21 protein-coding genes are annotated in these 25,515 nt (G+C 54.8%); 12 read left to right on the forward strand and 9 right to left on the reverse strand.

The window, feature by feature from the left end; genetic code table 11:
- Positions 1–218 precede the first annotated feature (218 nt).
- Positions 219–1,175: a carbohydrate kinase family protein gene (locus HH216_RS10520; RefSeq protein ID WP_169550782.1), complete on the reverse strand. Its 957-nt coding sequence runs from the start codon at positions 1,173–1,175 to the stop codon at positions 219–221.
- An 82-nt stretch (positions 1,176–1,257) separates the two neighbouring features.
- Complete coding sequence (locus HH216_RS10525) at positions 1,258–2,604, reverse strand: MFS transporter (protein WP_169550783.1); 1,347 nt, start codon at positions 2,602–2,604, stop codon at positions 1,258–1,260.
- A 121-nt stretch (positions 2,605–2,725) separates the two neighbouring features.
- Between HH216_RS10525 and HH216_RS10530 the strand changes: the two genes are divergently transcribed.
- Positions 2,726–4,192: a BamA/TamA family outer membrane protein gene (locus HH216_RS10530; RefSeq protein ID WP_169550784.1), complete on the forward strand. Its 1,467-nt coding sequence runs from the start codon at positions 2,726–2,728 to the stop codon at positions 4,190–4,192.
- An 82-nt stretch (positions 4,193–4,274) separates the two neighbouring features.
- On the opposite strand, the gene HH216_RS10535 is transcribed toward HH216_RS10530, so the two are convergent.
- Positions 4,275–5,171, reverse strand: a complete 897-nt coding sequence (locus HH216_RS10535) for a manganese catalase family protein (RefSeq protein WP_254448771.1) — start codon at positions 5,169–5,171, stop codon at positions 4,275–4,277.
- 258 nt (positions 5,172–5,429) lie between these two features.
- Here HH216_RS10535 and HH216_RS10540 point away from each other — a divergent pair, with 258 nt between their 5' ends.
- Positions 5,430–6,455 carry an SPASM domain-containing protein gene (locus tag HH216_RS10540; protein WP_169550785.1) on the forward strand — a complete coding sequence of 342 codons (1,026 nt, stop codon included), beginning with the start codon at positions 5,430–5,432 and terminating at the stop codon, positions 6,453–6,455.
- Positions 6,456–6,540: 85 nt separating this feature from the next.
- On the opposite strand, the gene HH216_RS10545 is transcribed toward HH216_RS10540, so the two are convergent.
- Positions 6,541–7,491, reverse strand: coding sequence for a glycoside hydrolase family 26 protein (locus HH216_RS10545; RefSeq protein ID WP_217371904.1), 951 nt, complete (start codon positions 7,489–7,491; stop codon positions 6,541–6,543).
- Between the two features lie 177 nt (positions 7,492–7,668).
- On the opposite strand from HH216_RS10545, the gene HH216_RS10550 reads away from it, so the two are divergent.
- The 5 genes from HH216_RS10550 (at position 7,669) to lepB (ending at position 12,407) form a co-directional block, all read left to right on the forward strand.
- Positions 7,669–8,451, forward strand: a complete 783-nt coding sequence (locus HH216_RS10550; RefSeq protein ID WP_169550786.1) for a ParA family protein — start codon at positions 7,669–7,671, stop codon at positions 8,449–8,451.
- 96 nt (positions 8,452–8,547) lie between these two features.
- On the forward strand, positions 8,548–9,468 hold the full coding sequence (locus HH216_RS10555; RefSeq protein ID WP_169550787.1) for a ParB/RepB/Spo0J family partition protein: 921 nt from the start codon (positions 8,548–8,550) through the stop codon (positions 9,466–9,468).
- 4 nt (positions 9,469–9,472) lie between these two features.
- Complete coding sequence (locus HH216_RS10560) at positions 9,473–10,264, forward strand: DUF5683 domain-containing protein (RefSeq protein ID WP_254448772.1); 792 nt, start codon at positions 9,473–9,475, stop codon at positions 10,262–10,264.
- Between the two features lie 80 nt (positions 10,265–10,344).
- Positions 10,345–11,079 carry a 4-hydroxy-tetrahydrodipicolinate reductase gene (dapB, locus tag HH216_RS10565; protein WP_169550788.1) on the forward strand — a complete coding sequence of 245 codons (735 nt, stop codon included), beginning with the start codon at positions 10,345–10,347 and terminating at the stop codon, positions 11,077–11,079.
- Positions 11,080–11,315: 236 nt separating this feature from the next.
- Complete coding sequence (gene lepB / locus HH216_RS10570; RefSeq protein ID WP_254448773.1) at positions 11,316–12,407, forward strand: signal peptidase I; 1,092 nt, start codon at positions 11,316–11,318, stop codon at positions 12,405–12,407.
- 76 nt (positions 12,408–12,483) lie between these two features.
- Here lepB and HH216_RS10575 read toward each other — a convergent pair whose 3' ends face one another.
- Complete coding sequence (locus HH216_RS10575) at positions 12,484–13,155, reverse strand: Dps family protein (protein ID WP_169550789.1); 672 nt, start codon at positions 13,153–13,155, stop codon at positions 12,484–12,486.
- A 188-nt stretch (positions 13,156–13,343) separates the two neighbouring features.
- The gene (ung, locus tag HH216_RS10580; RefSeq protein WP_169550790.1) at positions 13,344–14,009 is read right to left on the reverse strand and encodes a uracil-DNA glycosylase; all 666 of its coding nucleotides are present in this window, start codon (positions 14,007–14,009) and stop codon (positions 13,344–13,346) included.
- Between the two features lie 145 nt (positions 14,010–14,154).
- Here ung and apaG point away from each other — a divergent pair, with 145 nt between their 5' ends.
- The 3 genes from apaG (at position 14,155) to HH216_RS10595 (ending at position 16,857) form a co-directional block, all read left to right on the forward strand.
- Complete coding sequence (gene apaG / locus HH216_RS10585) at positions 14,155–14,541, forward strand: Co2+/Mg2+ efflux protein ApaG (RefSeq protein ID WP_169550791.1); 387 nt, start codon at positions 14,155–14,157, stop codon at positions 14,539–14,541.
- A gap of 83 nt (positions 14,542–14,624) precedes the next feature.
- Complete coding sequence (locus HH216_RS10590) at positions 14,625–15,413, forward strand: O-methyltransferase (protein WP_169553339.1); 789 nt, start codon at positions 14,625–14,627, stop codon at positions 15,411–15,413.
- Between the two features lie 76 nt (positions 15,414–15,489).
- Positions 15,490–16,857: a hypothetical protein gene (locus HH216_RS10595; RefSeq protein WP_169550792.1), complete on the forward strand. Its 1,368-nt coding sequence runs from the start codon at positions 15,490–15,492 to the stop codon at positions 16,855–16,857.
- On the opposite strand, the gene HH216_RS10600 is transcribed toward HH216_RS10595, so the two are convergent.
- The gene (locus HH216_RS10600; protein ID WP_169550793.1) at positions 16,854–17,219 is read right to left on the reverse strand and encodes a DMT family transporter; all 366 of its coding nucleotides are present in this window, start codon (positions 17,217–17,219) and stop codon (positions 16,854–16,856) included. The genes HH216_RS10595 and HH216_RS10600 overlap by 4 nt on opposite strands.
- 130 nt (positions 17,220–17,349) lie before the next feature.
- Positions 17,350–19,401, reverse strand: a complete 2,052-nt coding sequence (locus tag HH216_RS10605) for a DEAD/DEAH box helicase (protein WP_169550794.1) — start codon at positions 19,399–19,401, stop codon at positions 17,350–17,352.
- Between the two features lie 636 nt (positions 19,402–20,037).
- Here HH216_RS10605 and HH216_RS10610 point away from each other — a divergent pair.
- Together HH216_RS10610 and HH216_RS10615 are read left to right on the forward strand one after the other, a co-directional pair.
- Positions 20,038–20,331 (forward strand): hypothetical protein, encoded by a 294-nt coding sequence (locus HH216_RS10610; RefSeq protein ID WP_169550795.1) that lies wholly within the window; start codon positions 20,038–20,040, stop codon positions 20,329–20,331.
- Positions 20,332–20,535: 204 nt separating this feature from the next.
- Entirely contained in the window at positions 20,536–23,784 is a 3,249-nt protein-coding gene (locus HH216_RS10615; RefSeq protein ID WP_254448774.1) for a TonB-dependent receptor, read from the forward strand.
- Between the two features lie 80 nt (positions 23,785–23,864).
- Here the strand turns inward: HH216_RS10615 and HH216_RS10620 are convergent, their stop codons facing one another.
- Positions 23,865–25,490: a S53 family peptidase gene (locus HH216_RS10620; protein WP_169550797.1), complete on the reverse strand. Its 1,626-nt coding sequence runs from the start codon at positions 25,488–25,490 to the stop codon at positions 23,865–23,867.
- Positions 25,491–25,515 lie beyond the last annotated feature (25 nt).

Consider the following 25,515-nt stretch of genomic DNA (forward strand, 5'->3'; position numbering starts at 1 on the left):
ACTGTGATTCTTTTGATTGCGCAGATGGACTATGATTCTTTTCTCTTAAAATCAGCGAAATCAAGGCAATCAGGGTCAATCATAGTTCAAGACAATCTGAACTGTGATTGACCCTGATTTTTTTGATTTCGCTGATGGACTATAATTTTCTTTTTTCCTAGGAATCAGCGAAATCAATAAATCAGAAAAATCACACGGGGCCGCCCGGCAGTTCAAGACTAATACAACAACGCCCGGTCGACCTGCGCGGGGAGCGGGCCGGAGCGTTCGAGTTTCAATTGAGCCAGCTTGGCTCCGGCGCGGGCGCAGACTTCGGGTGTCTGCCCGTCGAGGTAAGCCGTCAGGAAACCCGCCCAGTACGCATCACCGGCTCCCGTCGCGTCGACCACTTCAACCGGCTGCCCCAATACCCGAACCTGTTTGGCTCCCCCCGCTGATGACACCAGACTCCCATCAGCACCCAGCGTCAGACAGACGAGTTCCGCGCCCATCTGGTGAAACTTGTCGATGATCGCTTCGTGCGACGGTAGCGCATCGCCCGTACGAATGCCGTAGAGCCGGGCCGCATCATCTTCACTTAGTTTGACCAACGCCTTCGCTGAGCAGTAGTCCGCCAGTATCTGCCAAGCCTGTTCGCGGTCGGGCCAGATGCTGGGGGCGTAGTTCGCGTCGATACTCACCTGGCAACCCAGCTTGTGCGCCCGCCGGGCGGCATCGACAATCGTTTGTTGCGCCGGTGCCTGACTGAGCGCGAAACAGGTTGTGTGGAAAATCCGGCTTTGGCTCAGCAGCGAATCGGGTAAGTGATCGGGCTGCAACATCCGGTCGGCACTGCGATAGGCGATAAAGTCGGGGGTTCCTTTTGTCCGAGACACGACGACAAGGCTGGTCGGTTCGCGGCTATCCTGCTGAATAAAGCCCGTCTCTACCCCCGCAGCGGCCACCTGCGCGGTTAGAAACCGCCCCAGATTGTCGGTACCGACGCAGGCCACCAACGCCGACCGATTGCCCAGCCGGGCCATGTTGGCAGCCATATTGGCCGGGCTGCCTCCCTGGAGTCGGCGAAAATCATTGGCATCGAGTAGATTGTCGGTGATGGAATGGCCGATCAGATCGACCAGTAGTTCGCCAACGGCAAGCATGGCGAAGGGCTCCTGACTGGAAAACGAATTCATAGGTTATTGCTTAAAAAAACATCCGGCTGTTGGAACGGCCGGATGCAAAGAACATTGATTTTCTGAGATTTTGCAGCGTGGCTTAGTGGCCACCCGCGCCCATCGGGAAAGCCGCTACCTGACTGACCCGGTTTTCTTTCACCAGAAAGCAGGCACCAGCCGCCAGCAACAAACAGACACCCGCCAGTGCCAGGGCGTTACGCGGGTCGCTGCCCAGCAGCGGGTAGATATAGCTGATCGACAGGTTGTTGACGATCTGCGGTACGACGATAAAGCCGTTGAAGATACCCATGTATACGCCCATCCGCTCGGCGGGTACCGAACTCGACAGCAGTACGTATGGCATCGACAGGATCGACGCCCAGGCCAGCCCAACGAACGCCATCCCGATCAGAAACGCGTACTTGTCGTTCGACAGCAGCATCGACAGGAAGCCCAGCCCGCCGAACGTCAGAAATAAGGCATGCGTACCCCGACGACCAATTCGGTTGGCGATGGCGGGCAGAAAAAACGACACGCCGAAACAGCCGATGTTGAAGACGGCAAAGCACAGGTTGCCCCATTCGGTGCCTTCCTGAAAACCGGGCGATTGCGCCGTGGGGGCGTTGAACGCATGGCGGCAAACGGCCAGCGTCAGGTACTGCCACATCAGCGGCAGGCCAAACCAGGTAAAGAATTTCACCCACCAGAGCTGCTTCATCGTAGACGGCATATCGCGAAGGGCATGCACAATTTCGGTAAATGCTCCGCTGACCCCACTGCTTTGCCGCTTCATTCGCTCGAACTCCTGCATGTCGTCGGGCGGGTATTCGTCGGTGGTGTAGATCGTCCAGATCACGGCCAGAATTACGGCCGCACCACCAATGTAGAACGGAAATTTAATGCTGTCGGGAATGACGTTGGTAGCCACGGCGGCCGTTGTGGTAATGCCCAGCAGCCGGAAAATCGTTGGCATCAAGTTCGCCAGCGTCTGACCGAAACCCACGAAAAAACTCTGCATGGCGAAGCCCAGTCCACGCTGCTCGTCACTTAGCTTGTCACCGATAAACGCCCGGAACGGTTCCTGCGTGATGTTCAAACCCGTGTCGAGAATCCACATCAGGTTAGCCGCCATCCACAGGGCTGATGAGTTGGGCATCAGAAAGAGAGCCAGACTGGTAACGATGGCGCCGATAAGAAAGAACGGCTTCCGGCGACCCCAGCGGGGCGACCATGTCCGGTCGCTGATGGAGCCGATGATGGGTTGCACGATCAGCCCCGTAACCGGACCGGCCAGCCATAGAATAGGAATGTTTGCTTCATCGGCGTTGAGATACCGAAAAATTGGACTCATGTTGGCCTGTTGCAGACCGAAGCCGTACTGAATGCCCAAAAATCCGAAACTCATGTTCCAGATTTGCCAGAAAGTCAGGCGGGGTTTTTGTTTCATAGGTTATAAGGTAGAATTACCGCGACATTTGCGGTAGAAAAGGGAAAACAATGATACGAACGGATTTGCAGGATACGGAGATATTGTTATCCTATTTTTTTAGAAACGGATACTACTCAGTATGATCTCTGACCCGATTAAATGGCTGGGGAGCGTGTTGCTGGTATTGACCGGAATGGCACAGTCGGCATGGGCCGCCACCAGTCATTCAGACACGACTGTGGCCGCTGTCGACACCGATTCATCACGGTCAGTCGTCGTGCGATCGGTTACGCTGATTGGTAATGTACGTACCCGAGACAGAATTGTTTTCCGTGAAATGACGCTGAAAACAGGTGACACAGTCCTGCTTTCTGACCTGCCGGGTCGCCTGACCTGGGATCGGCGGAATATCAGCAACACTAATCTGTTCATCACCGTCGACCTGAAGACTGAGCAGACTACCCCCACCGATACAACCCAACTGGCGCAGCTCGATCTGACCGTCAGGATGAAGGAACGCTGGTACCTGATTGCGTATCCCGTATTCGACATCGCTGACCGCAATCTCAACGAGTGGTGGTATGACCGGGGCCGTGACCTCCGCCGGACCATCTACGGCGGTCGGCTCAGCTACCGCAACGTAACCGGCTCGAACGATCGTCTACAAGTGGAAATAATCAGGGGTTTCTGGCAGCGAACCGTCTTATCATACGCCCGCCCATACATCGACAAAGCTCAGCGAATCGGGCTCCGTGTTGACGTCGGGTACCAAACCAACAACGATATTCCGTACACAACCATCGCCGATAAATGGCGGTACGTCCGGGCCGATCAGACGCTGAGGAGCCGCACATGGGGTGCGCTGACGCTCACTAACCGCCACGGCCTGTACCACTACCACAGCGTTGACATTCGGTACAGCCGGAATACGGTGGCTGATACGGTTGTGCGCCTGAATCCCGATTATTTTCTCGATAACCGAACTGAGCAGCGCTACGCATCGCTTGCCTATGGCTACCGCTACGACCGGCGCGACAATGTAGCCTACCCGCTGCGGGGAACCTTGTTTCTCGGCTCTGTCGGCGTATCGGGGTTGCTTCCGTCCGACAATTTCCGCTTCCTCGACGTAACCACGTCCGTCAGCCGCTACTGGCCGATGGGTAAAAAAGTGTACGGGGCCGCTAACCTGCGCGCCCGTACCACCTGGCCCGATCGACAGCCGTATTTCAACCTGCACGGCATCGGCAACTCCACCGACAACGTGCGCGGCTACGAACTCTACGTGATCGACGGGCAGCACTCAGCCGTAGCCCGGAGTAGTTTTCGGTATCAGTTATTCGACACCGTCAAGCAACTCAACTGGCTACGTATCCGGCAGTTCAACACCCTGCCCATTGCCGCTTACATCACCGCCTTCGCCGACGCGGGTTACGTCGGCAGTACTGTGGCTGAGCAATACCAGAGCCGCCTGGCCAACCAACTCCTGGTCGGTACCGGCCTGAGCTTCGACCTCGTCACGTACTACAACCTTGTCATCCGGCTCAGCGGAGCTATCAACCGGCAGGGCAACACCGGCTTCTACTTCAATTTCGCGCAGGAGTTTTAGGCTGGTAATGACATGAATAAGCCGACGTTTCATAAAACCGCTCAGTGGTTCTTGAAACGTCGGCTTGTTATCAATGAAGAAGTTAGTACTCGTACTTTATGCCCATCTTCTTCGCCATGTCGGCGAATACCTGTGGGTCGAAGTCTTCAGCGCCGGGGGCGTTGAGCTGGGGTTCTTCTTCCAGATCCGGAACGGGGTACCCTTCCATACCACCCTGTACGACGAAACATTCCTGCCCGTCGTCGGGGTGCGGGCCATTCCAGATCAGGGCTGCCTGCTGGTAATCGTCCGGGCTGAACGTGTAGAGCGACAGGTGTAGCTTCTGTTCCATAAACTTCCTGGCCTCCGGAAACGCGTTATTACTCAGTTCCGGTATCGGTAATAGCTTGGTCATTTCAACGCCCGTCAGTTTTTCCAGCGCTTTCGCGTAGGCCACCACGTGCAGACCACCCCGTACCAGCAGATAGCCTACCATCGTGCGGGCAGTGGGATCGGTAACGGTTTCGTAAGCCCGCATTTTGTTAGCCCGTGCGCCACATTCAAGGAAGAAATTGTGCAACAGGTCGAGTTTCAAATTGCCGCTGCTGAATACGTTCTGCCCCGTCCAGTAGTGCCCCATCGAATCCATCGGCAGCGACGCCTGACCACTGGCGATAGCGTGGTGAGTATTGCGCCAGTTTGCTGCGTCGGACAACGGGCCAATCGTCGGGTCGAAACCGCGTTTGGTCGTGCCGGTGAGCAGCAGGTTTATGGCATACGACACTACCTCGACATGCCCATACTCTTCGCCCGCGATGCTGCTGATAACGTCGTAGAACGGACGTATTTTTTTACGGCCCCGAAAGTTGAACGACTGATAGGTGTAGTTCATCAGGGTCGACATCTCGCCGAATTTGCCACCGAGCAGCTCCTGAATGACAGCCGCATCATTGGCCGACGGGTTTTTGGGGGTTGGGAGCTCGATAGGGAGCCGATCCATTTTCAGAATCATCAGATAGCCGATTAGTTGAAACAAGCCAGGCTCACAGTAAGACCGACTCAGGTATCAACGGGTCATGTTAAAGTAATGTTAGTTTATTCTATATATTAAGTAGATAATAAATAAATTATCACTGTAAATCAGTTTGTTATCTGCGGCTTTGTTGGGGTGGACTCAGGAATCACTATCTATACGTCTGTCTTCCCCGGCAATTCACGACCTTTGTTGACTAGCTGTCAACGGCTATCGCATCAACGTATGAATCGGAACCTGTACGATGGACTTAACTTCGCGTCTAAGCTGACGCCCAGGCGGGTCGCCAACGCGCTGAAAGTTGTGGGCAGCTACTACAGATCGAGACAGTCGGGTCAGGCAGCGCAGCGGGGGTTGCCGATGTCGATTTCGTTTGAACCGACGACGTCCTGCAACCTGCGATGTCCCGAATGTCCTAGCGGGTTACGATCGTTTACGCGACCAACCGGAATGCTGGGTGAGGATCTGTACAAGCGTACCATCGACGAACTGCACGAGACGCTGCTGTACCTGATTTTCTATTTCCAGGGCGAACCCTACCTGCATCCGCAATTCCTCGACCTTGTCCGGTATGCAACCGACCGGAATATTTACACGGCGACGAGCACCAACGCCCATTACCTGACCGATGCCAACGCCCGCAAGACAGTAGAGTCAGGGCTGGACCGACTGATTATCAGCATCGACGGAACAACGCAGGAGGTGTATCAGCAGTACCGGGTAGGGGGGAAGCTGGAAAAGGTGCTGGAAGGCACGAAGAATATCATTCGCTGGAAAAAGGAATTGAAGTCGCGGACACCCCACGTGGTGTTTCAGTTTTTGGTCGTCAAACCAAATCAGCATCAGATTGCCCAGGTGAAAAAGCTGGCCCGTGAACTTGGTGTGGATGAGGTCGGTCTGAAAACGGCGCAGATTTACGACTACGAAAACGGTTCCGATCTGATCCCGACCATCGACAAATACAGCCGCTACGCCCATCAGGCCGACGATACGTACCGCATCAAAAACGGCTTCGGCGATCACTGCTGGAAGATGTGGCACTCCTGCGTCATCACGTGGGACGGCCTGGTTGTACCCTGCTGCTTCGACAAAGACGCGCATCACCGGCTGGGCGATCTGCAAACCGAATCCTTTGCCGACCTCTGGCACGGCCCGGCCTACACCAATTTCCGCCAAACGCTGCTCCGCTCCCGCTCCGAAATCGAGATGTGCCGCAACTGCACCGAAGGGACGCAGGTGTGGGGAGACTAGGGTGAAAGAGCGAAAGAATGAAAGAGTGAAAGTCTTCCGGTATTGTATTCAGTAGCTCGGTTCGCTCTTTCATTCTTTCGCTCTTTCACTCTTTAAGATTCTCCACCTCCTTACTGTTGTACAATTCCCTGATTACCGTTGGGGTGTTGGAGGAGAAAACCAGCTCGGCCCAGCCCATGAAGAAGGTCCAGCGGGGTTGTGTTTTTAGTTGGGCTGCGGTGGGCAGTACCTGACATTCACCGATGGCGATGGGCTTGTTGCCCGCTACTTTGAGCATGGCGTTGTACTTGTAATCGGAGTAGCCCGTACCGCTATCATAGATGTCGAGGGCCGCCACATCCCAATAGTCATTGCCGGGGTTGTAGTCGGTGAGGTCGGTGGCGAGGGATAGAAAATCCTGCATGTCCCACACCCAGATCAGGTTCGACAAACCTTTCGTTTTTGTGAAATAATCGTGCGTAAGCCGGTATAGTTGCGCCGTTCCGTTTGCCCCGCGCCGACCACCCCACCAGAACAGTCCCTGATTCATTTCGTGCAGCGGTCGGAACATGACTTCGACCCCGCTGTCTTCCAGATCCTGCAAGTACACCGCCACTTCATCCATCATCTGTTTCCAGCGCGCGTTGATCGGCGTACCATCGGTCAGGAGTTGTTGCCATTGCGCGTCGGTCATGCGGCTCAGCACACCCGTACTGTCCCAGCCACAGGGTTGCGACCGGGCGGGGTTGCAGGCATGCCACATGATATTGATCAATGCGCCCTTTTTCCACTGCCGTTTTGCTTCGGCGATCATCATACCCCGGTTAGCGATATTGTCGGCCTGAAACAGAAAATCACCGCTCCACAGCTTTGGGTAATGGCCCGTCAGTGAGTCGATGGCGTTGGTCCACTTTGCGGGTTGGGCGTTGGGTTCGCGATTGTGCTGACCACTCGCCGTTTTCTTCCCCGAAATGCTGTAGAGATAATTCAGGCTGGACTGGCAAAGAGCGAAAGAGTGAAAGAACAAAAGAGCGAACAGGCAGACGACAACTCTCATAAGTGTAGGGATTTCTAAGGTAAGCGAATGCACCGAAGCAGTGTTTTCAGGCGAAGCCAGATTCGCTCTTTCACTCATTCGCTCTTTCACTCTTTACTTTCTGTGAAACATTCCGTGGAACATACCTTGCAATCGTGGAAACTATCCGGCATCTTTGGAACTGCAACGCACAGACCCATGGGTAAAGTCATTGCTATCGCCAACCAGAAGGGGGGCGTCGGTAAAACTACGACAACGATCAATCTGGCCGCCAGTCTGGCCGCCCTCGAATTTCAGACGCTCATTGTAGACGCGGACCCGCAGGCCAACTCGACCTCCGGACTGGGTTACAATCCGAAAGAAATTGAGCACAGTATTTACGAATGCATGGTGGAGGGCATCCGGCCCAACGATGCGATTATTCAGACCGATTTCCCGAATCTCGATCTGCTGCCGTCGCATATCGATCTGGTCGGGGCTGAAATCGAGATGATTAACCTCCAGAACCGGGAGGATAAGATGAAGGACGCGCTGGACAGCATCCGCGACCTGTACGACTTCATCATCATCGACTGCTCACCATCGCTCGGTCTTATCACGATCAACAGCCTGACCGCTGCTGACTCGGTAATCATTCCGGTGCAGTGCGAATATTTCGCCCTCGAAGGATTGGGTAAACTGCTGAATACCATCAAAATTATTCAGTCGCGGCTCAACACGCACCTGGCTATCGAAGGCATTTTGCTGACGATGTACGACCTGCGCGTGCGGCTGTCGAATCAGGTGGTGGGCGAAGTAACGACGCACTTCCAGCACATGGTGTTCAACACGATCATTCCGCGTAACATCCGGTTGAGTGAATCGCCCAGCTTTGGTATTCCGGCCCTGGCGCAGGATGCCGACAGCAAAGGCGCGGTGAGCTACCTGAATCTGGCCCGCGAAATCCTGGTGAAGAATGGGCTGATGCCCCACGAAGTGTAGTACGTTGCCCGTAGTGATTGATTGGTACGGTTTGTCATCATCCGGTGTGGATAGAGCAGTGAGTCGATGACACGTGCCCCAAAATGACCTTTTCGTATGGATAACGCGAACGCCAAAGTACCCAATAAAAAAATGATCGGCCTGGGCCGTGGACTGGGTGCCCTGCTGCACGACAGCGAGGCCGTTAACCGGCAGTCGAAGCCGTCGCCGTTTGAAGTAATCAGTACGATGACCGAAATCGGGCTGGGTCAGATTGAGACCAACCCGTTTCAGCCGCGTACCCGCTTCGATGAGGAAGCCCTTCAGGAGCTGGCCGACTCGATCCGTACGCAGGGTATCATTCAGCCTATCACAGTCCGGCAGCTGGGGAAAGACCAGTACCAGCTCATCGCCGGTGAACGGCGTTTGCAGGCGTCGAAAATCGCCGGGCTGACGCATATTCCCGCTTACGTTCGCACGGCCAACGACCAGCAGATGCTGGAAATGGCCCTGATCGAGAACATTCAGCGCGAAAACCTCAACTCGATTGAAATTGCCCTCAGCTATCAGCGACTCATAACCGAATGTAGTCTCAAGCAGGAAGAACTGGGCGAACGCGTCGGGAAAAACCGCACGACGGTCAATAACTACATCCGGCTGCTGAAATTGCCCCCCGTGATTCAGGCTGCCCTGCGCGACAATAAGATTTCAATGGGCCACGCCCGCGCCATTATCAACATCGACAACCCCGATTCGCAGATTAAGCTGTTCAACCGGGCCGTGGACGAAGACTGGTCGGTGCGGAAGGTGGAGGAAGCGGTGCGGAATCTGGGCGATGAAACGCCCGAAAATGCATCGGTTCGGCGCGTGACGCTGCCCAAGCAGGAAATGCGTAGCCTGCAATTCAAACTCTCGTCGATGTTTGGCACGAAAGTGTCGATCAAAGCCGACGAGAAACATAAGGGAGAGATCAAAATTCCGTTTACCTCTCAGGAAGAATTAACCAAAATCCTGGAAGTGCTGAACTCGCAGGCGTAACCCCTTGACCAATTTCACTCGCTTATTCTGCTTTATCGCACTGCTTTTCGTGGGCAGTGCAGGCATGGCATGGGCGCAGCTACCGGCCATCACACCCGCTAAAACGCCCGCGCCTGTCCGCGACTCGCTCCTGATCGATACCGACAGTATCCCGACGGGCATGCGCGACAACGGGGTGCTCGTCAACGATTCGACGCAGCGGGCCGAAAAGGATTCACTCGCGTTTACCAGCGACACGACGCAGGTTACGGCGCAGCAGGAAGCCGCCATCCGCAAGATTATCCCCAAACAGGCCACCATCCGGTCGCTCGTACTCCCCGGCCTGGGTCAGGCCTATAACAAGCAGTATTACAAAATACCGTTTATCTACGCTGGCTTTGGCGTAATGGGCTATCTGTTCGTCCGGTACCGGGGGCTGGCCCAGCAGGCGGCCGATGGTTACAGGTTGCTGCTCTACGGGACGAATTATTATGGTGTCGACCCATCGCTGCCGGAATCCATTCGGCAGGAGTATGTCACTAACATCAAGCCCGCATCGGTAATTATCAACGAGCAGCGAATTACAACGACTACCACCGCCAAAGCCTATTACGATCTGTTCCGGCGCTACCGCGATCTGAACATTCTGCTGTCGATTGCCTTGTGGGGGTTAAACATCGTGGAAGCCAACGTCGCAGCTCACCTGAAAACCTTCGACCTGTCGGACAACATTTCCATGCGTGTGCAACCGGCCGTACTGCCGCTGCCCGGCCTGAACATGGCTCCCGGCGTCCGCGTCGCCTTCACGTTTAAATAAATTCAGGCCAACACAGAGATCTTTGTCATGCTTCTCTCTTTGTGTACTCTGTGCCTCTGTGTTAATAATAAAGACCGACCATGAACATAGTATTACTTGGCTACGGCAAGATGGGCAAGGCGATTGAGCCGATTGCGCTCGAACGCGGCCATCAGATTGCCGCCCGTATCGACGCTACTAATCGCACTGAACTCGAAACGCTGGACGCAGATTCGGTCGATGTCGTGATCGAATTCAGTTCGCCCGAATCAGCCGTTGAGAACATCAAAACCTGTCTGGAGCGGGGATGGCCGGTTGTCTGCGGTACGACGGGCTGGTTGAGTCACCGGACCGAGATTGAGCAATTGTGCGCCGACAAGAAAGGAGCCTTCTTCTACGCGTCGAATTACAGCATTGGTGTCAATCTGTTCTTCCGGCTCAACAAGACGCTGGCGAAGTTCATGCGCAACTATCCGTCGTACCACGCGTCGATGACGGAGATTCACCATACCGAAAAGAAAGATGCGCCCAGCGGAACGGCGATTACGCTGGCCGAGGGGCTGCTCGAAAACCTGCCGAACCTGAACGGCTGGGTCGAACAGCCGACGGACAAACAGGCACAGATTACGAGTACCGACGCCGTGGCTATCGAGTCGCTGCGGGAAGGAACCGTGCCCGGTACGCACATCGTCCGCTTCGATTCCGACGTGGACCGGATTGAAATAGCGCACATCGCCCATAGTCGGCAGGGGTTCGCGGTGGGTGCGGTCGTAGCTGCCGAGTGGGTGCAGGGCCGTACGGGGGTGTTCAGCATGGACGATCTCCTCGACGCCTGAGCCGGACGAATAGCCGCAGCAAGTGACAGACGGTTAGGCATTAACCGCGCCGTCTTCGTAATTTCGCCTTGTGAACCGTCGTTATAGCGGTTTACAAGGCGCGGTCGTTTTCGTCCGAACCGACCAACCATAACCGGATAACTCTTTTCCGACGTGTCAGTAACCAACACCACCCGCGCCGAGCATCGCCCGGCCAAAGCCCGAAAATCCCCCTGCGGGAATGGTTCGATTCTGTATTGTTTGCCGTTGTAGCTGCTACGCTCATTCGGTGGCTGTTTATGGAAGCGTTCACCATCCCGACGCCATCGATGGAAAACAGCCTGATGGTGGGTGATTTTCTATTTGTCAGCAAGCTGCACTACGGCACGCGCACCCCGCAGACGCCCTTGCAAGTACCGCTGACGCACCAGAAAATTTGGGGTACCAACATTCCATCGTATAGCACAGCCATTCAGTTGCCCTCGTACCGGCTGCCAGGATTTACGCACGTAAAAAACGGCGACGTTGTCGTATTCAACGTGCCGCCCCGCTACCTGAACGATGGCATCGACTACCCCACTGATCTGAAAACCAACTACATCAAACGGTGTATCGGTATTCCGGGCGATAAACTTGAAGTGCGGCAGCGGGCGGTATACATCAACGGGGCGCTGATGCCCGCGCCCCCCCGGTCTGAACAGAAGTACTTCATCAAAACGACTGAAGCGCTCGACGCCAATTTCTTCCGCAAATACGAGATCGTCAACGATTACCGCGACCTGAATCAGCCAACCGAAAACTGGAAGCCTCAGGAGCAGTTCAACGATTCGACCAAAACGACGTCGCTGGTCGGGTATACCGTCAACACTACGGCTGATGTGATCGAGAAATTCCGCACGTTCGACTGGGTGAAAGGCATCGAACCGCTGATCGACAAGCCGGGCGAAACCATGCCGAGCATCTACGGTACGCCGACTTTTCACTGGAACCACGATAACTTCGGTCCGCTGGTTGTTCCGAAGAAAGGCGCTACCACGCCCATCAACGCGCAGACGATCGCCGTGTACGGGCCCGTCATTGAGCAGTACGAACACAACGAAAACGTAACGCTGACGCCCACCTCGATCAGTATCAACGGCAAGCCGATTACGTCGTACACGTTTAAGCAGGATTACTACTTCATGATGGGTGACAACCGCGATAATTCGCTGGATTCGCGCTTCTGGGGCTTTGTTCCCGAAGATCACATCGTGGGGAAAGCCGTATTCGTCTGGATGTCGCTCGACCCGAACCCGGCCAATATCTGGAACAAAATCCGCTGGAATCGCCTGTTCCGCACGATTGACTAACAAAACTAAACGAGTAAGGGGGCCGGTAAACGCATGTTCGTTTACCGGCCCCCTTACTCGTTTATAAGCCTGTAGCTTACTGCTGCATCACGCGCAGTTTCCAGACGATTTTATCTAGTTGATAGCTCAGATCCTGTAGCTTGTTGGACGATACTTCGTCGCCGTTTTTACTGGTGCTTTCAACGCGTTGTCTTACGCGTACGGCAACCGTGTTGACTCGCTCGTCCATGAGGGCTAACACCTGCCGGTCGGAAAGGTAGCCACCGGGGTAGCGCGGTAGGCCCGACGTCTGTACCAGCACGTCCGGGCGTCCATCAACTGGCTGACCGATCTGAAGAACACGCTCAGCGATTAGATCAGACTGGTCGAGAAACAAGTCGGCAAATTCCTGCAAGGCTTCGTGCAGCGACAGGTATAGCGGGCCGCGCAGGTTCCAGTGGCTTTGTTTGGCGTCGTGATAAAGCTGCAATAACTCAGTTACAGTGGGTTGCAGATCAGTAACGATAGCTTGTCGCTTCGAAGCTTCGAGCGGTATCCAGTTATCGGCCTGCTCGTTGCGGTAATTGCCCAACTGCGACCCGGTCGGGGGCGCTGTCGGCCGGTTGTTCGGGATTGGGTCGTTTGCGGTAGTTGTCGGTGTTGTCGGGGTGTTAGTGCGTTGCTGAGCCAGCCCAGACTGCGTGTTGATGAAGAAAGCAAAGAACAAACCAGTTAGCAGTTGGCCAACCGATGTACGGGTACGTTTCATAGTCACAGGTGTTGTTTTGTTGGTTAGCCAAAACAACTCGCCTGTTCACGCTACTGTTTGTGATAATGTAACTTCCACCATCAATATAGAGACAGTCTTGATAAGGTTACTGATTTATTTAATAAGTTTTTAATCAGAGACTTATGTGGCTGGAGTGAGGAGCGCGACTGACTCATTTACTATGGTACTTACCACTCAATCGGGGGGAGGCCCTTGCCTGTCAGGTAGTCGTTGGCCTGACTGAAGTGCTTACAGCCAAACCAGCCGCCGTAATTGGCGGCCATCGGCGAGGGGTGTTTTGCTTTCAGTACGAGGTGCTTTTTGCTGTCGATAACGGCCCCTTTTTTCTGCGCGTAAGCCCCCCACAGCATAAAGACGACGTGTTCTTTCTCGTCGGAGATCAGCTTGATAACGGTATCGGTAAAGGTTTCCCAGCCCTTACCCTGATGTGACCCGGCCTGCCCCGCCCGAACAGTAAGCGTTGAGTTGAGCAACATCACGCCCTGATTGGCCCAGCGCTCCAGATTACCCGATTTGGGCACTGGCTTGCCAAGGTCGTCCTGAATTTCTTTGAAAATATTGATAAGCGATGGCGGCTTGGCTATCCCATCCGCCACGGAGAAAGCTAATCCATTGGCCTGCCCTTCACCGTGGTACGGATCTTGCCCCAGAATCACAACGCGGGCCTCCTCAAACGGGCAACTATTAAACGCATTGAAAATCAGTTTTCCCGGTGGATAGATGCGTTGTGTACTGTATTCGTGACGAAGAAATTCGGCCAGTTGAACGAAGTATGGTTTATTAAACTCCGGCTGTAGCCTCGATTGCCACGATTCGGCGATAGTTACATTCATAAAGAGAACGCGTCAGGATTTTCTTGTGTTGGGGTAGGACAAATACCAAAAGCCACTCCCCAATTATTTTTTTGGAAGTGGTTCTTGCGTAACAAAACTTATCAACTTAATTTTCGTTCTAAGGTTGCCAAAAGACACGAAATTTATGGTATCGTCCGTCACAGAAGGTGTCAAAGTTAGTGTAAAGACTGAGTACCAATCTGAGTACTCCAGTCCGTTACAGGCACACTACGTTTTTACCTACCGTATCACAATTGAAAATGCCAGCGACCACACGATTCAGCTACTGCGTCGACGTTGGCTCATTTACGATTCGAACGGAACCATCCGGGAGGTGGAAGGGGAAGGCGTGGTAGGGCTTCAGCCGGTATTGGAACCCGGCGAAGTACACGAATACGTCTCCGGTTGCAACCTGCGCTCCAGCATGGGCAAAATGGCCGGTACGTATCTGGTTGAGCGCGTCATCGACGGGAAGCAGTTACAGGTAACGATTCCCGAATTCACGATGGTTGTGCCCTACAAACTCAATTAATCTCATCTGCTTGCTGCCCGTAGTTTGCGTAAAGGTGCCCGCGTGCCTCAACCAACCGAGTGCATGACGTTGTACCGCTTACCATGATTGCCGCTTACCTGCGCTATCTCAGCCACGCTCAGGACGAGCACTCGATACACTCGCCCTTTGTTTTCTCGCTTTATACGAAAGCAATCCGAACCGATAGCCGACGCGAACCCGCGCTGGCGTCGATTCGGCTGTTGCGTAACGACCTCAGACGGAGTCAGGAACTGATTCAGATTACTGACTTGGGGGCCGGGTCGAAGGTAAACGGTGCGCGTCAGCGTACCGTCAGCGACATTGCCCGCCACTCGCAGAAGTCGCCCCGTTACGCCCGGCTGCTGTTTCGGCTGATCCGGTATCTGAACCTCAAAACGGTGGTCGATCTTGGTACGTCGCTGGGTCTGACAACGGCGCATCTGGCCGAAGCTGTCCGTTCCGCCGGTGGGCGCGTGCTGACCTTCGAGGGATGCCCCCAAACCGCCCGACAGGCACAGCTAAATTTCGACCGGCTCGATCTGCCGAACGTGTCGACCGTTGTCGGTAATATCGATGATACGCTGGCACCCGAACTGCTCAAACTGGGGTCGGTCGATCTGGTATTTTTCGACGCCAACCACCGCTACGAACCAACCGTTCGCTACTTCGAAACCTGCCTGCTGCACCGGCATAACGACACGCTGTTCGTGTTCGACGACATTCACTGGTCGGCGGAGATGGAACAGGCGTGGGTCTATATTCAGGCGCACCCGGCCGTGCGGGTAACGATCGATTTGTTTGGCGTCGGGCTGGTGTTTTTCCGGCAGGAGCAGCCCCGGCAGGACTTTATATTGCGCTTCGGTCATCTTTGAGGCCGATATCGGCTATACAGCCAATTCTTTCCGTTATCTTTCGTAGCTCGTTTACTGCTAAACCAGCACCCTATCTATGCTGATCTCTACTCGATTAGGTTTGTTTATAAGTGCCGCTGCACTGGCGTTGATCGGCGTTTCCTGCGGAACGAAAAACACCGACGATAGTGCCGCTGCCACCCCCGAACCCTTAGCGTCGTTTGAGCTGATTCAGCAAAAAATACTGACCCCTTCCTGTGCCTCGTCGGGTTGCCACGCATCCGAGCAGGATGCCAGCTATGCGCAGCATGGGCTGGTGCTGACAGACGGGAAAGCGTACGCTAATCTGGTTGGGGTCGATCCGAAGAACAGTTCGGCCAAAGCCGATGGACTGAAGCGGGTTAAAGCGTTCGCGTCGGTGGAGAGTTTACTGTATCACAAACTGACAACTACGGCCAGTCACCATTCGGGTAAACAGTACGGCAACCCAATGCCGCTGGGCGGGAGCCCGCTATCTGACGGGCAGGTCGAGTTTGTCCGGCGCTGGATCGACGCGGGGGCTCCCAGGACAGGGAGTATTGCCGACCCGGCATTGCTGGCCGATAAAACCGTGACGACAACGGCCTGGGAACCCCTGCCGGTACCAGCCGCCGGAACTGGTTATCAGATGGCACTGTCTCCGTTTGACGTGCCCGCTAACTTCGAGCGCGAATTTTTCTCACGCCGGATGCTCGGCAACACGCAGGCCGTGTACGTCAATCGGTACCAGATAAAGATGCGGTCGGGGAGCCACCATTTTCTGGCCTATGATTTCCGCAATAAAAACCTGCTGCCTACGCTAAACGATATTCGCGATCTGCGCAACGCCGATAACTCCCTCAACATTGCTACGGCATTGACTATGTCGAATCACGTGTATCTGGCGGGGGCGCAGGCACCTTCGGTCGATTACACGCTACCCGAGGGGGCGGCCCTGCTCATCCCGGCCAACGCATCCTTTGATTTGAATTCGCACTACGTCAATAAAACCAGTTCCGTGATGACGGGCGAAGCGCAGATCAACTTTTTCACGGTCGATAAATCGAAAGTGCAGCACGTCGCGCAGACGCTGGACCTGAACAACACCGACCTGCGCATTCCGGCCAACAGCCGTGTTACACTGACGAAATCGTTCACCGTGACGAAACCCCGTCAGATTCTGGCCCTTACCTCGCACATGCATAAGCTGGGCGAAAAATTCGTCATCAAAATAAAAGGTGGGTCACGCGATGGGCAGGTTGTCTACACCTCAACCGACTGGGAGCACCCGGATATCGTGTCGTTTGCAACACCGCTTTCGCTCGCGGTAGGGGAGGGGCTGACGTCGGAGATTACCTACAACAACACGACCAGCAAACTGGTCGGCTTCGGCCTGACGAGCGAGGACGAAATGGGGATTATCTTCGGCTACTACTACGAAGATTAGGGGGCCGGGGCCACAACTTTCAGCCCGACGATGCCGATACCAATCAGCAGCAGGAAAAACAGCTCCGTCCACGACCAGCCCGATTGCAGCCACAGCACGTCGACTAGCTTGATAAATACCAAGGTCAGGGCGGTCCAGACGGCAAAGGCAGTGGTCAGGGCTATTGTCCGCATGGCGATGGCCAGCAGAATGGTGTTGACAATGCCGAAACCGATGTAACCCAATAGCGGGCCTACGGCCGATGGCCACTGTGGTGTGGTCAGGTCAGACCAGCGCAGGAGTTTGAGCGACAGTGTCCAGGCAGTCTGGCACAGAGCCGCGCCGACCAGGCTAAGCCAGGGGAGTAGTGCAGTGAAATTCATGGGCGTCGGCGATCAGGTGTATTCCCTGCAAAGCAACACATTTGCCCGGTTATCCGCTGTTATCCTTTCGTGAAGGCACAAAAAAAAAGCCGGAGGGAGTCCTCCGGCTTTCTTACTTTATATCAGGCTGTTATCGAGCAATTTCGATGTTTACCCGGCGACCTTTGATCGTGTTGCCTTCCATCGCATCAACAACGCGGTTGGCTACGTCTTTCGGTACGTCGACGTACGTGTGTTTGTCGAAGATATCAATGCTGCCGATGCTGCTACCCGAGATGTTGGCTTCTCCGGCAATGGCACCTACGATGTCGCCCGGCCGTACGTAATCCCGACGACCGATGCTTACCATCAGGCGGGTCATGTTGGCATCGCGCTCACGCGGCTGACGCTGATCGTCGCGGTCGAAGTACGGACGACGTGCGCCATCGCCACCTTCGCTGCGGCCACCCCGGTCGTTACGATCGCCGTAAGCAGGCCGGTCACCACGTGGTCCACCGCGCCGGTCGTCGAAGCGCGAGTTGCCCCGATCGTTGCGGTCGCCGAAACGCGAGTTGCCCCGATCGTTACGGTCGCCAAAGCGCGAGTTGCCCCGATCATTGCGATCCGCATAGCGGTCGTTGCCCCGACCTTCCCGACGGCGATCGTCTTCAAGGCCCAGGTTCTGATCGGCGAATTCGTTTTTCTCCAGACCCATGCTACGTTTCACCAGCGCGGCCACGATCTGCTCGGTCGAGAAACCGGCGTGGTGCAGTTGGTTGAGCATGTCGTCATACAGATTCAGGTCTTTGCTTTCCGTGATGGTCTGCTGTACCTGCTCGATGAAGCGGGCCTTGCGCACACCCACGATATCTTCGAACGAAGGAATTACGCCTTTTTCAACCCGTACTTTGGTGTACGACTGAATTTCGCGGAAGCGGTATTTCTCGTCGCGGCCAACCAGCGAGAACGCCCGGCCCGACTTACCCGCGCGGCCCGTCCGGCCGATACGGTGTACGTAATATTCTTCGTCGAGCGGAATGTCGAAGTTGATAACCGCGTCTACGTCGTCCACGTCGATACCACGGGCAGCTACGTCCGTAGCAACCAGTACGCTCGTCGTACCGGCGCGGAACTTGCTCATCACGTTGTTCCGCTGCGCCTGCCGCAGGTCGCCGTGCAGCCCTTCGGCCTGATAGCCCCGGATTTGCAGGTCTTCCACGATCTCGTCGACTTTCCGCTTGGTGTTACAGAACACCAGCATCAGTTTCAGGTCGTACATATCGATCAGGCGGCACATCACCTCGACTTTCGCCTTCGGCTTCACCTCGAAATAAACCTGCTCGATGTTGGTGTTTGTCAGCTCTTTCTTGACCACCTTCACCAGTACTGGATCGTTCTGGAATTTCTGGGTGATCTGCATGATCGGCTTCGACATCGTAGCCGAGAATAGAATCGTCTGCCGCTCTTCGGGCATCTCTTCCAGAATGTTCTCGATGTCTTCGCGGAAGCCCATATCAAGCATCTCATCGGCTTCATCAAGCACCATCATTCTGACCTGATCCAGCTTGAGCGTATTGCGCTCCATATGGTCCATAACGCGGCCGGGTGTACCGATCACTATATGAACCCCGCTCTTCAGCGAGCGAATCTGCCGCTCAATCGAATCGCCACCGTAGATGGCTTCGACCCGGACACCCCGCTTGTGCTTCGAGAGTTTTTTGATCTCTTCGGCTACCTGCAACGCCAGTTCGCGGGTTGGGCATAGAATCAGGGTCTGTACGGCCCGGTTCTGCACGTCGATCAGTTCAAGGGCAGGAATACCGAAGGCTGCGGTTTTACCCGTACCCGTCTGCGCCTGTCCGATCACGTCGCGGCCAGCCAGAATGGGCGGGATCGCTTCGGCCTGAATGGGCGACGGGCTAACGAAGCCCATGTCTGTAACGGCCTGCAGCAGCTCGGGCGAAATCGCCAGATCGGAGAATAAAATTTGATTGGGGTTGGCAACCAGTTGTTCGCTGATCGATTTGGCCGGTGTTTCGGCTGCAGGTTCGGCAACGATAACGTCGCTGACGATTTGCTCAACTTCAGTGTTGGCGACCGGCGTTTCGTTGTCGTCGGCTGCGGTGTTGGTAGTTTCAGCTACCGATTGGTCTGACGGCAGAACCTCGTTCTGCTCGTCGGCATTTGTTGTGTTGGTGTTCATATGCTTAGTTATAGCGTTTCGATTTTGCCAAACTAAGACGAGTACCTACCGGTGACCGGCGCGATATTGCCAATGAAAACCAACCCACGATTGCCCACACGACCCAACGGACCCGCCTGTTCCCCGACCTGCCAACAAACAGGGGAACCCGAACAAAAGAAACGATTGATGATTAGCCCACGCGCATTCGTTCCCACCCGGGGAACCTCCACACAGAAACCCATCCTGTACATCCGTACTGGGTACCACCGTACCGGCTCTGTCAGACCTAACTCAGCGTGTAAAAAGGAGAGAAACAGAGGTGCGACGGATGCCGCTTGTAAAATCTGGTGCAAAAGTAAGAAAACTATCTCAAATTAGCAAGTATGTGTAGAATATTATTGTACTAAAGTCAGATTCGGCCATCTGTTACCGGCTTCGTTTGGACTGTATAGTACTGCGCGGAAAAGAGTAGACGGCTCTGGCGATCTATGACTGAATCAGGGCATATAAATCAGTCGGTAGGTGAAAGGTAAATACCCGTCAACAGGCTGTAAAGCAAGTTTAACAGCCTTTTAACCAGCTACTAGCCAGCCTTTTCCGTTTAAGTGAGTGGAATGGCTTGAACAAACAAACATCAGCCATCGCCCGCTACACATGAAAACAGTTCGTATTACTATTGCACTGGTATTCGCCCTGAGCGCCAGCCTGACGATGACGCAGGCGCAGGACGGTAAAATGAAAAAGAAGGCCGCTGTTGCCGAAGCGAAGATGGATGTTGCTGCCGACAAGGCCGCCCTACAGGCAAATCGCGATGCGCGCAAAATGGACAAGATGAGCGGAGCAAAAGACGCCCTCAAAGCCGGCCGTAAAGCCCGGATCAAAGAAGAAGGTAAGCTCATCAAGGATGAAGCGAAAAAAGACACCCGCGTTGTGAAGGAGAAATTGTAGTTAACAAAGCCGCAGTAAGTTGCGAACCCGCTGACCCGTCATGAGTTAGCGGGTTTTTTGTTTGTAGAAGTCTGTTTAGTCACTATTGTAACTGTGCTTTGTTAATAGTCTTTTAATCAACTTGCGGGGCTTGTTAACATTGAAATAATATACAGGCAATACCCCCGGCAGACCTTTGCGGCACCAACCAATATGCGGTACTGCATGATACGCCACAGTTTTACGCTGATTTTCATTTTACTAAGTACGCTAACCTGGGCGCAGGTTACGACAAGCGGCCTGACCGGTCGTATTACCGACGCCAAAAAAGAAAGCCTGATTGGTGCAACCGTTCAGGCGTTGTACACCCCCACCGGCGCACGCTACGCCACCGTGACTGACGCAGAAGGTCGCTACCGGATCAATAACATGACGGCAGGCGGTCCTTACGAAATTACCTACTCGTACGTAAGCTTTAAAACGACCACACGGTCGGGCGTAACCCTGCAACTGGGCGAAACGACCGATCTGAACGTGGTGATGGAAGATGCCAGCGCAACGCTGAGCGAAGTTGTCGTGAAAGGCAGCCGGGGCGGTGAGCGCGAAGGTGCCGGAATCAACGTCGGTAGCGAAACCATCCGCCGACTGCCAACGATCTCGCGCAGCCTGACGGACATGACCCGTCTGTCGCCACAGGTTAACAACCAGAACTCGTTTGCCGGTACTAACTTCCGGTATAACAACGTCACGATCGACGGTGCTATCAACAACGACGCTATCGGCTTCAGCCCATCGCTGGGTGGTTCGACGGGTTCGTCGGGGCAACCTGGTTCGAGCACGCGCACTAACCCGGTTAGCCTTGATGCTATTCAGGATATTCAGGTTGCCGTGGCTCCGTTCGACGTGCGGCTGGGTAACTTCCTCGGTGGTTCGGTGAACGCCGTAACGCGCAGCGGTACCAACAAAGTATCGGGTTCGGTCTACGGATTTGGCCGCAACGCTGCGCTGACGGGTTCCTGGAATGGTGCGTCGGACGCGAAAGAAAAGCTGCCCAGCACGTTCCATGAATACCAAACTGGTTTTCGGGTTGGTCTGCCACTGATTAAAGATAAACTGTTCTTCTTCACCAACGAAGAAATCACCAATCGCCAGGATCCCGTACAGTTCCAGGCTGGTTCGCCTTCGTCGCTGATTAAAGATGTAGCTGTGGCTCAGCAGATTTCGGATTTCGTCAAAACCAATTATGGTCTTGACGCTGGTTCATACGGTGACTATGCGATTTACTCGAAGAGCACCAAGTTCTTCAACCGACTTGACTGGAATATCAACGCGAAAAACCAGTTGAGCATCCGTAACAACACGGTGTTTTCGGAAGCGACCAACCTGGAGCGCGACGCGGCTAACTTCCGCTTCGGCAGCATCGACTTCCGCCAGAACAACAATCAGTCGAGCACGGTTGCCGAACTGAAAACGCAACTGGGTCAGGCGTCGAACAGCCTGATCGTGGGGTACTCTACAGTACATGACTACCGCACGACATTGTCGAACGTTCGTACGTTTCCGCAAGTAGAAATTGCCTACAACGGTGGTACGATCTTCCTGGGTAACGACCGCGAAGCATCAGTATTCAACCTGCGCCAGAAGACATTCGAGATTACCGACAACTTTACCTTCTACAAAGGCATCAATACCTTCACGGTTGGTACACACAACGAATTGTACACGATTGACTACGGCTTTGTGAACGCACCTAATGGTCGTATTTCGTACGCAGGAACAGCGGCAAACGCTACTACTGGCACACCTGCCCGTGATGGTGTTCAGAACTTCCTGATCAACCTACCCAACCGGGTTCGGGGTTCGTATCCGTTCGGTGATGCCAGCAACAACCTCGACAATCAGTTCAACAATCCGTACGCACACTTCAATGTCAACCTGTTTAGCCTCTACGCGCAGGACGACATTCGGGTAAGCGACCGCGTTAAACTGTCGCCGGGTATTCGTCTGGATTACACGGGTCTGCCAAACAAGCCAACGCTGAGCCCACAGGTAGCTGCGTCGACCGGTGATCCGAACTACGGAACGACCTACACGTACACCCCGCTGAACCAGATTACGAATTCGTACCTGAACAACGTACAGATATCACCCCGCCTGGGTCTGTACATCGACGCTAAAGGCGACAAGAGCCTGATCTTCCGGGGTGGCGCCGGTCTGTTCACGGGTCGTATTCCGTTTGCCTGGCTGGGATATGCCTTCTACAACAACGGCGTCGGCTACGGTGCGTACGACTTCAACAACAACGCAACGGCAACGACCAAACTGGTTGGCGATCCGCTGACACCGGGTGGTGCTCTGGGCATCAACAACAACTCGGCCAACGGTGGTGTTCGCCGAACGCAGGTTGACCTGATCGACAACAATTTCAAGATGCCGCAGATGTTCCGGGGTAACCTGGCCGTCGACTACACGATTGCTGGTTACAAGATCACGCTGGAAGGTTTGTACACCAAAGTGATTCAGGATCTGAAATTCCAGCAGGTAAATACGAAAGACGTAGTACGTTATTATAGCTACGATACGCAGAAACAACAGCCGATCTACGTTGGCACGACCGGTACGGCCGGTGCGCAGCGGATCGACAACAACTTCGCTAACGCCTACCTGCTGTCGAACACAAACCAAGGCTACCGCTACAACCTGACGGCCCAGATTCAGAAGAACTACTCGGCTGGTTTTGGCTTCTCGGCGGCCTATACCTACGGCAAAGCGTTTGACCTGACCAACGGTATCCGGAACTCGATGGAATCGAACTGGCAGCTGAACCAGTCGTTGTCGCCGAACAATCCATCGCTGGCTTACTCGAACTTCGATATCCGTCACCGCATCGTGGGTACGGTCAACTACCGGCAGACCTGGAGCCCCAGCAATGCTACGACCGTTACGCTGTTCTACTCGTTCCAGTCGGGTTCGCCTTACTCATGGGGTTACGTAAACAGCACGATCAACGGATCGGGACAAGCGAACAGCCTGGCCTACATCCCGAAAGATCTGAGCGAAGCACAGCGGTTGATTCCGACAGGCACACAGGCGCAGGATTTCCTGAACTTTGTTCAGAGCGACAGCTACCTGAGCAGCCGGATGGGTCAGTTCACCGAGCGTAACGGTGGCCGCACGCCCTGGAACAACACGATGGACCTGCGTTTCCTGCACGAGATTAAGATTGCCAATGGGCACACGCTCCAGCTCTCATACGACATTCTTAACTTCCTGAATCTGGTTGATAAGAAGCTGGGCTACTACTACTTCTCGCCCAACACGTTCAACTCGACCGCGTCGATTGGTCTGGCTCGTGCGACGAACCCAACTACCGGCGACCCGACGTTTACCTGGAGCCGCCCTACCACGCCGTACTCGATCGATCCGCTCGGTTCGCGCTGGCAGATGCAACTGGGTGCTCGCTATAGCTTCTAAGCATTCGGTTTACAAGTTATAACAAAGCCCCGCTTCTTCTCAGGAGCGGGGCTTTGTTATTACATAAGTCGTGGGACCGTTCAGGCAACCGTCGTCAACAAACTGGCCAGCTTCTGCCCGTCGGCAACGCCCAGACCTGTACAGGCATCCCAGCCGGTTGTGGCGGAATAGCCTTTGCTGTTCGTAACGGTTATGTTGTCGCCCTGCGTAACGTCGCGGAAGACGGTGGGTGTTGCGTAGATTTTGGGGTGAATAAAGCCCACCGGCTGGCTACGCTGCTCGTTAATGAGCGCCACTAAGCCTGCCATGAGTGGAGCCACCGCGCTTGTGCCACCAATAACCAGATTCTGTCCGTCGACCCGAACGACGTAGCCCGTGGCGGGGTCTGCGACGGCAGCCACGTCGGGTACACCACGACCGACGCGCTTACCATCGTTGACCGACGGCGGCACGCTGGCTTTCGCCTGATAATCGGGTTTATCGAACACGTCGCTGATGCCGCCCCCCGTTGCACTCGTGTTGCTTTCGTGCCAGACCGTTTCGGTGCTGATCGCCGTTCCGTTGGTCGTCGTCAGCAACTTCGTACCGCCACAGGCCAGCACAAACGGACTCGACGCCGGGAAATCGACGTGCGCCAGTTTGTCGCCTACGCTGTCGTCGGATCCCGTATCGCCCGCTGCCGCGCAGATCGTAACGCCCAACGCAGCCGCCGACTGAAAGGCCTGGTTGAATGAATTCAGGGCCTGTGGCGTCCAGCTCTTTTCGGCCGATCCCCAGCTAATGGAAATGACGGACGGTTTGTTGCGGGCATCGTGCAGGGCCGTCGTGATCGCATCCAGAAAGCCCTGATCGGTGTTGGGCGCGAAATACACGACAATGTTAGCACCGGGCGCAATCCCCCCCGCCACTTCAATATCGAGCATAACCTCGCCGTCGGCCCCATTGGCATTGCTGGGTGCGTTCTTGCCGCCATCGACCAGCACTGCTTTTACTGACGGTGCTTTCAAGCCGATACTTTTGAAATACGCCGTAATGTCGGCCTGCCGAAACCCACCGCCCAGTTCGATGATCGCAATCGTTTGTCCCTTGCCGGTGCGGTCGGTGGGGTAATTGTACAACTTCGCTAACTGGGGTGGGGTAAACGACGCTGCCACTGCGCGAGGATTAGCGATACCCTGCGCATCGCCGGGATTATAAATCTGAAAATGCGCTCGTGCCTGCGGGCGGTTGTCAAGGCCGAAAACACCCTCGATGCTGGCAACCAGATTGTCAGGCACCATAACGGGACCTTTGCGCCCGCGCACGGTGCTGCCATCGGCCAGTCGATAGATGTTCAGCGTTACGCCAAAGGCTTTACTGAGTTGCGCCACCGTGCCACGCACCAGCACTGTTCGCCGGGCTGTGCTTTTCAACACAACAGTCAGGCCATTGGCCGCAGCGTATGCGACAACTAGTCGCATGTCGGCCGGGCTGGCACCGTACTGCCGGGCATAATCTGAGCGATTGAGTGGTTGTGCTACAGCTGCCGACTGGTTTACGAGCGTATTTATCGACTGCCGTCTGCGCAGCCGTATGGTTACGTTTATCGATTCATTTGAATTAGCCAGACTCGATTTGGTTGCGGCTGGGGCTGGCCGTTCGCTTCCCGGCAGCGGAACGAGCGGGCCGAAGGTGGGAGGAGTGTTTTTACGGGATGAGGTCGGCATATGAAAGTAGGTTGAAGGACTACCG

It is taken from the genome of Spirosoma rhododendri (assembly GCF_012849055.1).
Classification (GTDB): Bacteria; Bacteroidota; Bacteroidia; order Cytophagales; family Spirosomataceae; genus Spirosoma; species Spirosoma rhododendri.

Coding starts and splice junctions, on each gene's coding strand:
- HH216_RS10535 (WP_254448771.1), bottom strand. CDS start 5,171: ATGGATCGGCTCCCTATCGAGCTCCCAACCCCCAAAAACCCGTCGGCC.
- HH216_RS10545 (WP_217371904.1), bottom strand. CDS start 7,491: ATGAGAGTTGTCGTCTGCCTGTTCGCTCTTTTGTTCTTTCACTCTTTC.
- HH216_RS10600 (WP_169550793.1), bottom strand. CDS start 17,219: ATGAATTTCACTGCACTACTCCCCTGGCTTAGCCTGGTCGGCGCGGCT.
- HH216_RS10620 (WP_169550797.1), bottom strand. CDS start 25,490: ATGCCGACCTCATCCCGTAAAAACACTCCTCCCACCTTCGGCCCGCTC.
- HH216_RS10555 (WP_169550787.1), top strand. CDS start 8,548: ATGGATAACGCGAACGCCAAAGTACCCAATAAAAAAATGATCGGCCTG.
- HH216_RS10610 (WP_169550795.1), top strand. CDS start 20,038: ATGAAAACAGTTCGTATTACTATTGCACTGGTATTCGCCCTGAGCGCC.
- HH216_RS10530 (WP_169550784.1), top strand. CDS start 2,726: ATGATCTCTGACCCGATTAAATGGCTGGGGAGCGTGTTGCTGGTATTG.
- HH216_RS10575 (WP_169550789.1), bottom strand. CDS start 13,155: ATGAAACGTACCCGTACATCGGTTGGCCAACTGCTAACTGGTTTGTTC.
- HH216_RS10615 (WP_254448774.1), top strand. CDS start 20,536: ATGATACGCCACAGTTTTACGCTGATTTTCATTTTACTAAGTACGCTA.
- HH216_RS10595 (WP_169550792.1), top strand. CDS start 15,490: ATGCTGATCTCTACTCGATTAGGTTTGTTTATAAGTGCCGCTGCACTG.
- HH216_RS10605 (WP_169550794.1), bottom strand. CDS start 19,401: ATGAACACCAACACAACAAATGCCGACGAGCAGAACGAGGTTCTGCCG.
- dapB (WP_169550788.1), top strand. CDS start 10,345: ATGAACATAGTATTACTTGGCTACGGCAAGATGGGCAAGGCGATTGAG.
- HH216_RS10550 (WP_169550786.1), top strand. CDS start 7,669: ATGGGTAAAGTCATTGCTATCGCCAACCAGAAGGGGGGCGTCGGTAAA.
- HH216_RS10590 (WP_169553339.1), top strand. CDS start 14,625: ATGATTGCCGCTTACCTGCGCTATCTCAGCCACGCTCAGGACGAGCAC.
- ung (WP_169550790.1), bottom strand. CDS start 14,009: ATGAATGTAACTATCGCCGAATCGTGGCAATCGAGGCTACAGCCGGAG.
- HH216_RS10525 (WP_169550783.1), bottom strand. CDS start 2,604: ATGAAACAAAAACCCCGCCTGACTTTCTGGCAAATCTGGAACATGAGT.
- HH216_RS10540 (WP_169550785.1), top strand. CDS start 5,430: ATGAATCGGAACCTGTACGATGGACTTAACTTCGCGTCTAAGCTGACG.
- HH216_RS10520 (WP_169550782.1), bottom strand. CDS start 1,175: ATGAATTCGTTTTCCAGTCAGGAGCCCTTCGCCATGCTTGCCGTTGGC.
- apaG (WP_169550791.1), top strand. CDS start 14,155: ATGGTATCGTCCGTCACAGAAGGTGTCAAAGTTAGTGTAAAGACTGAG.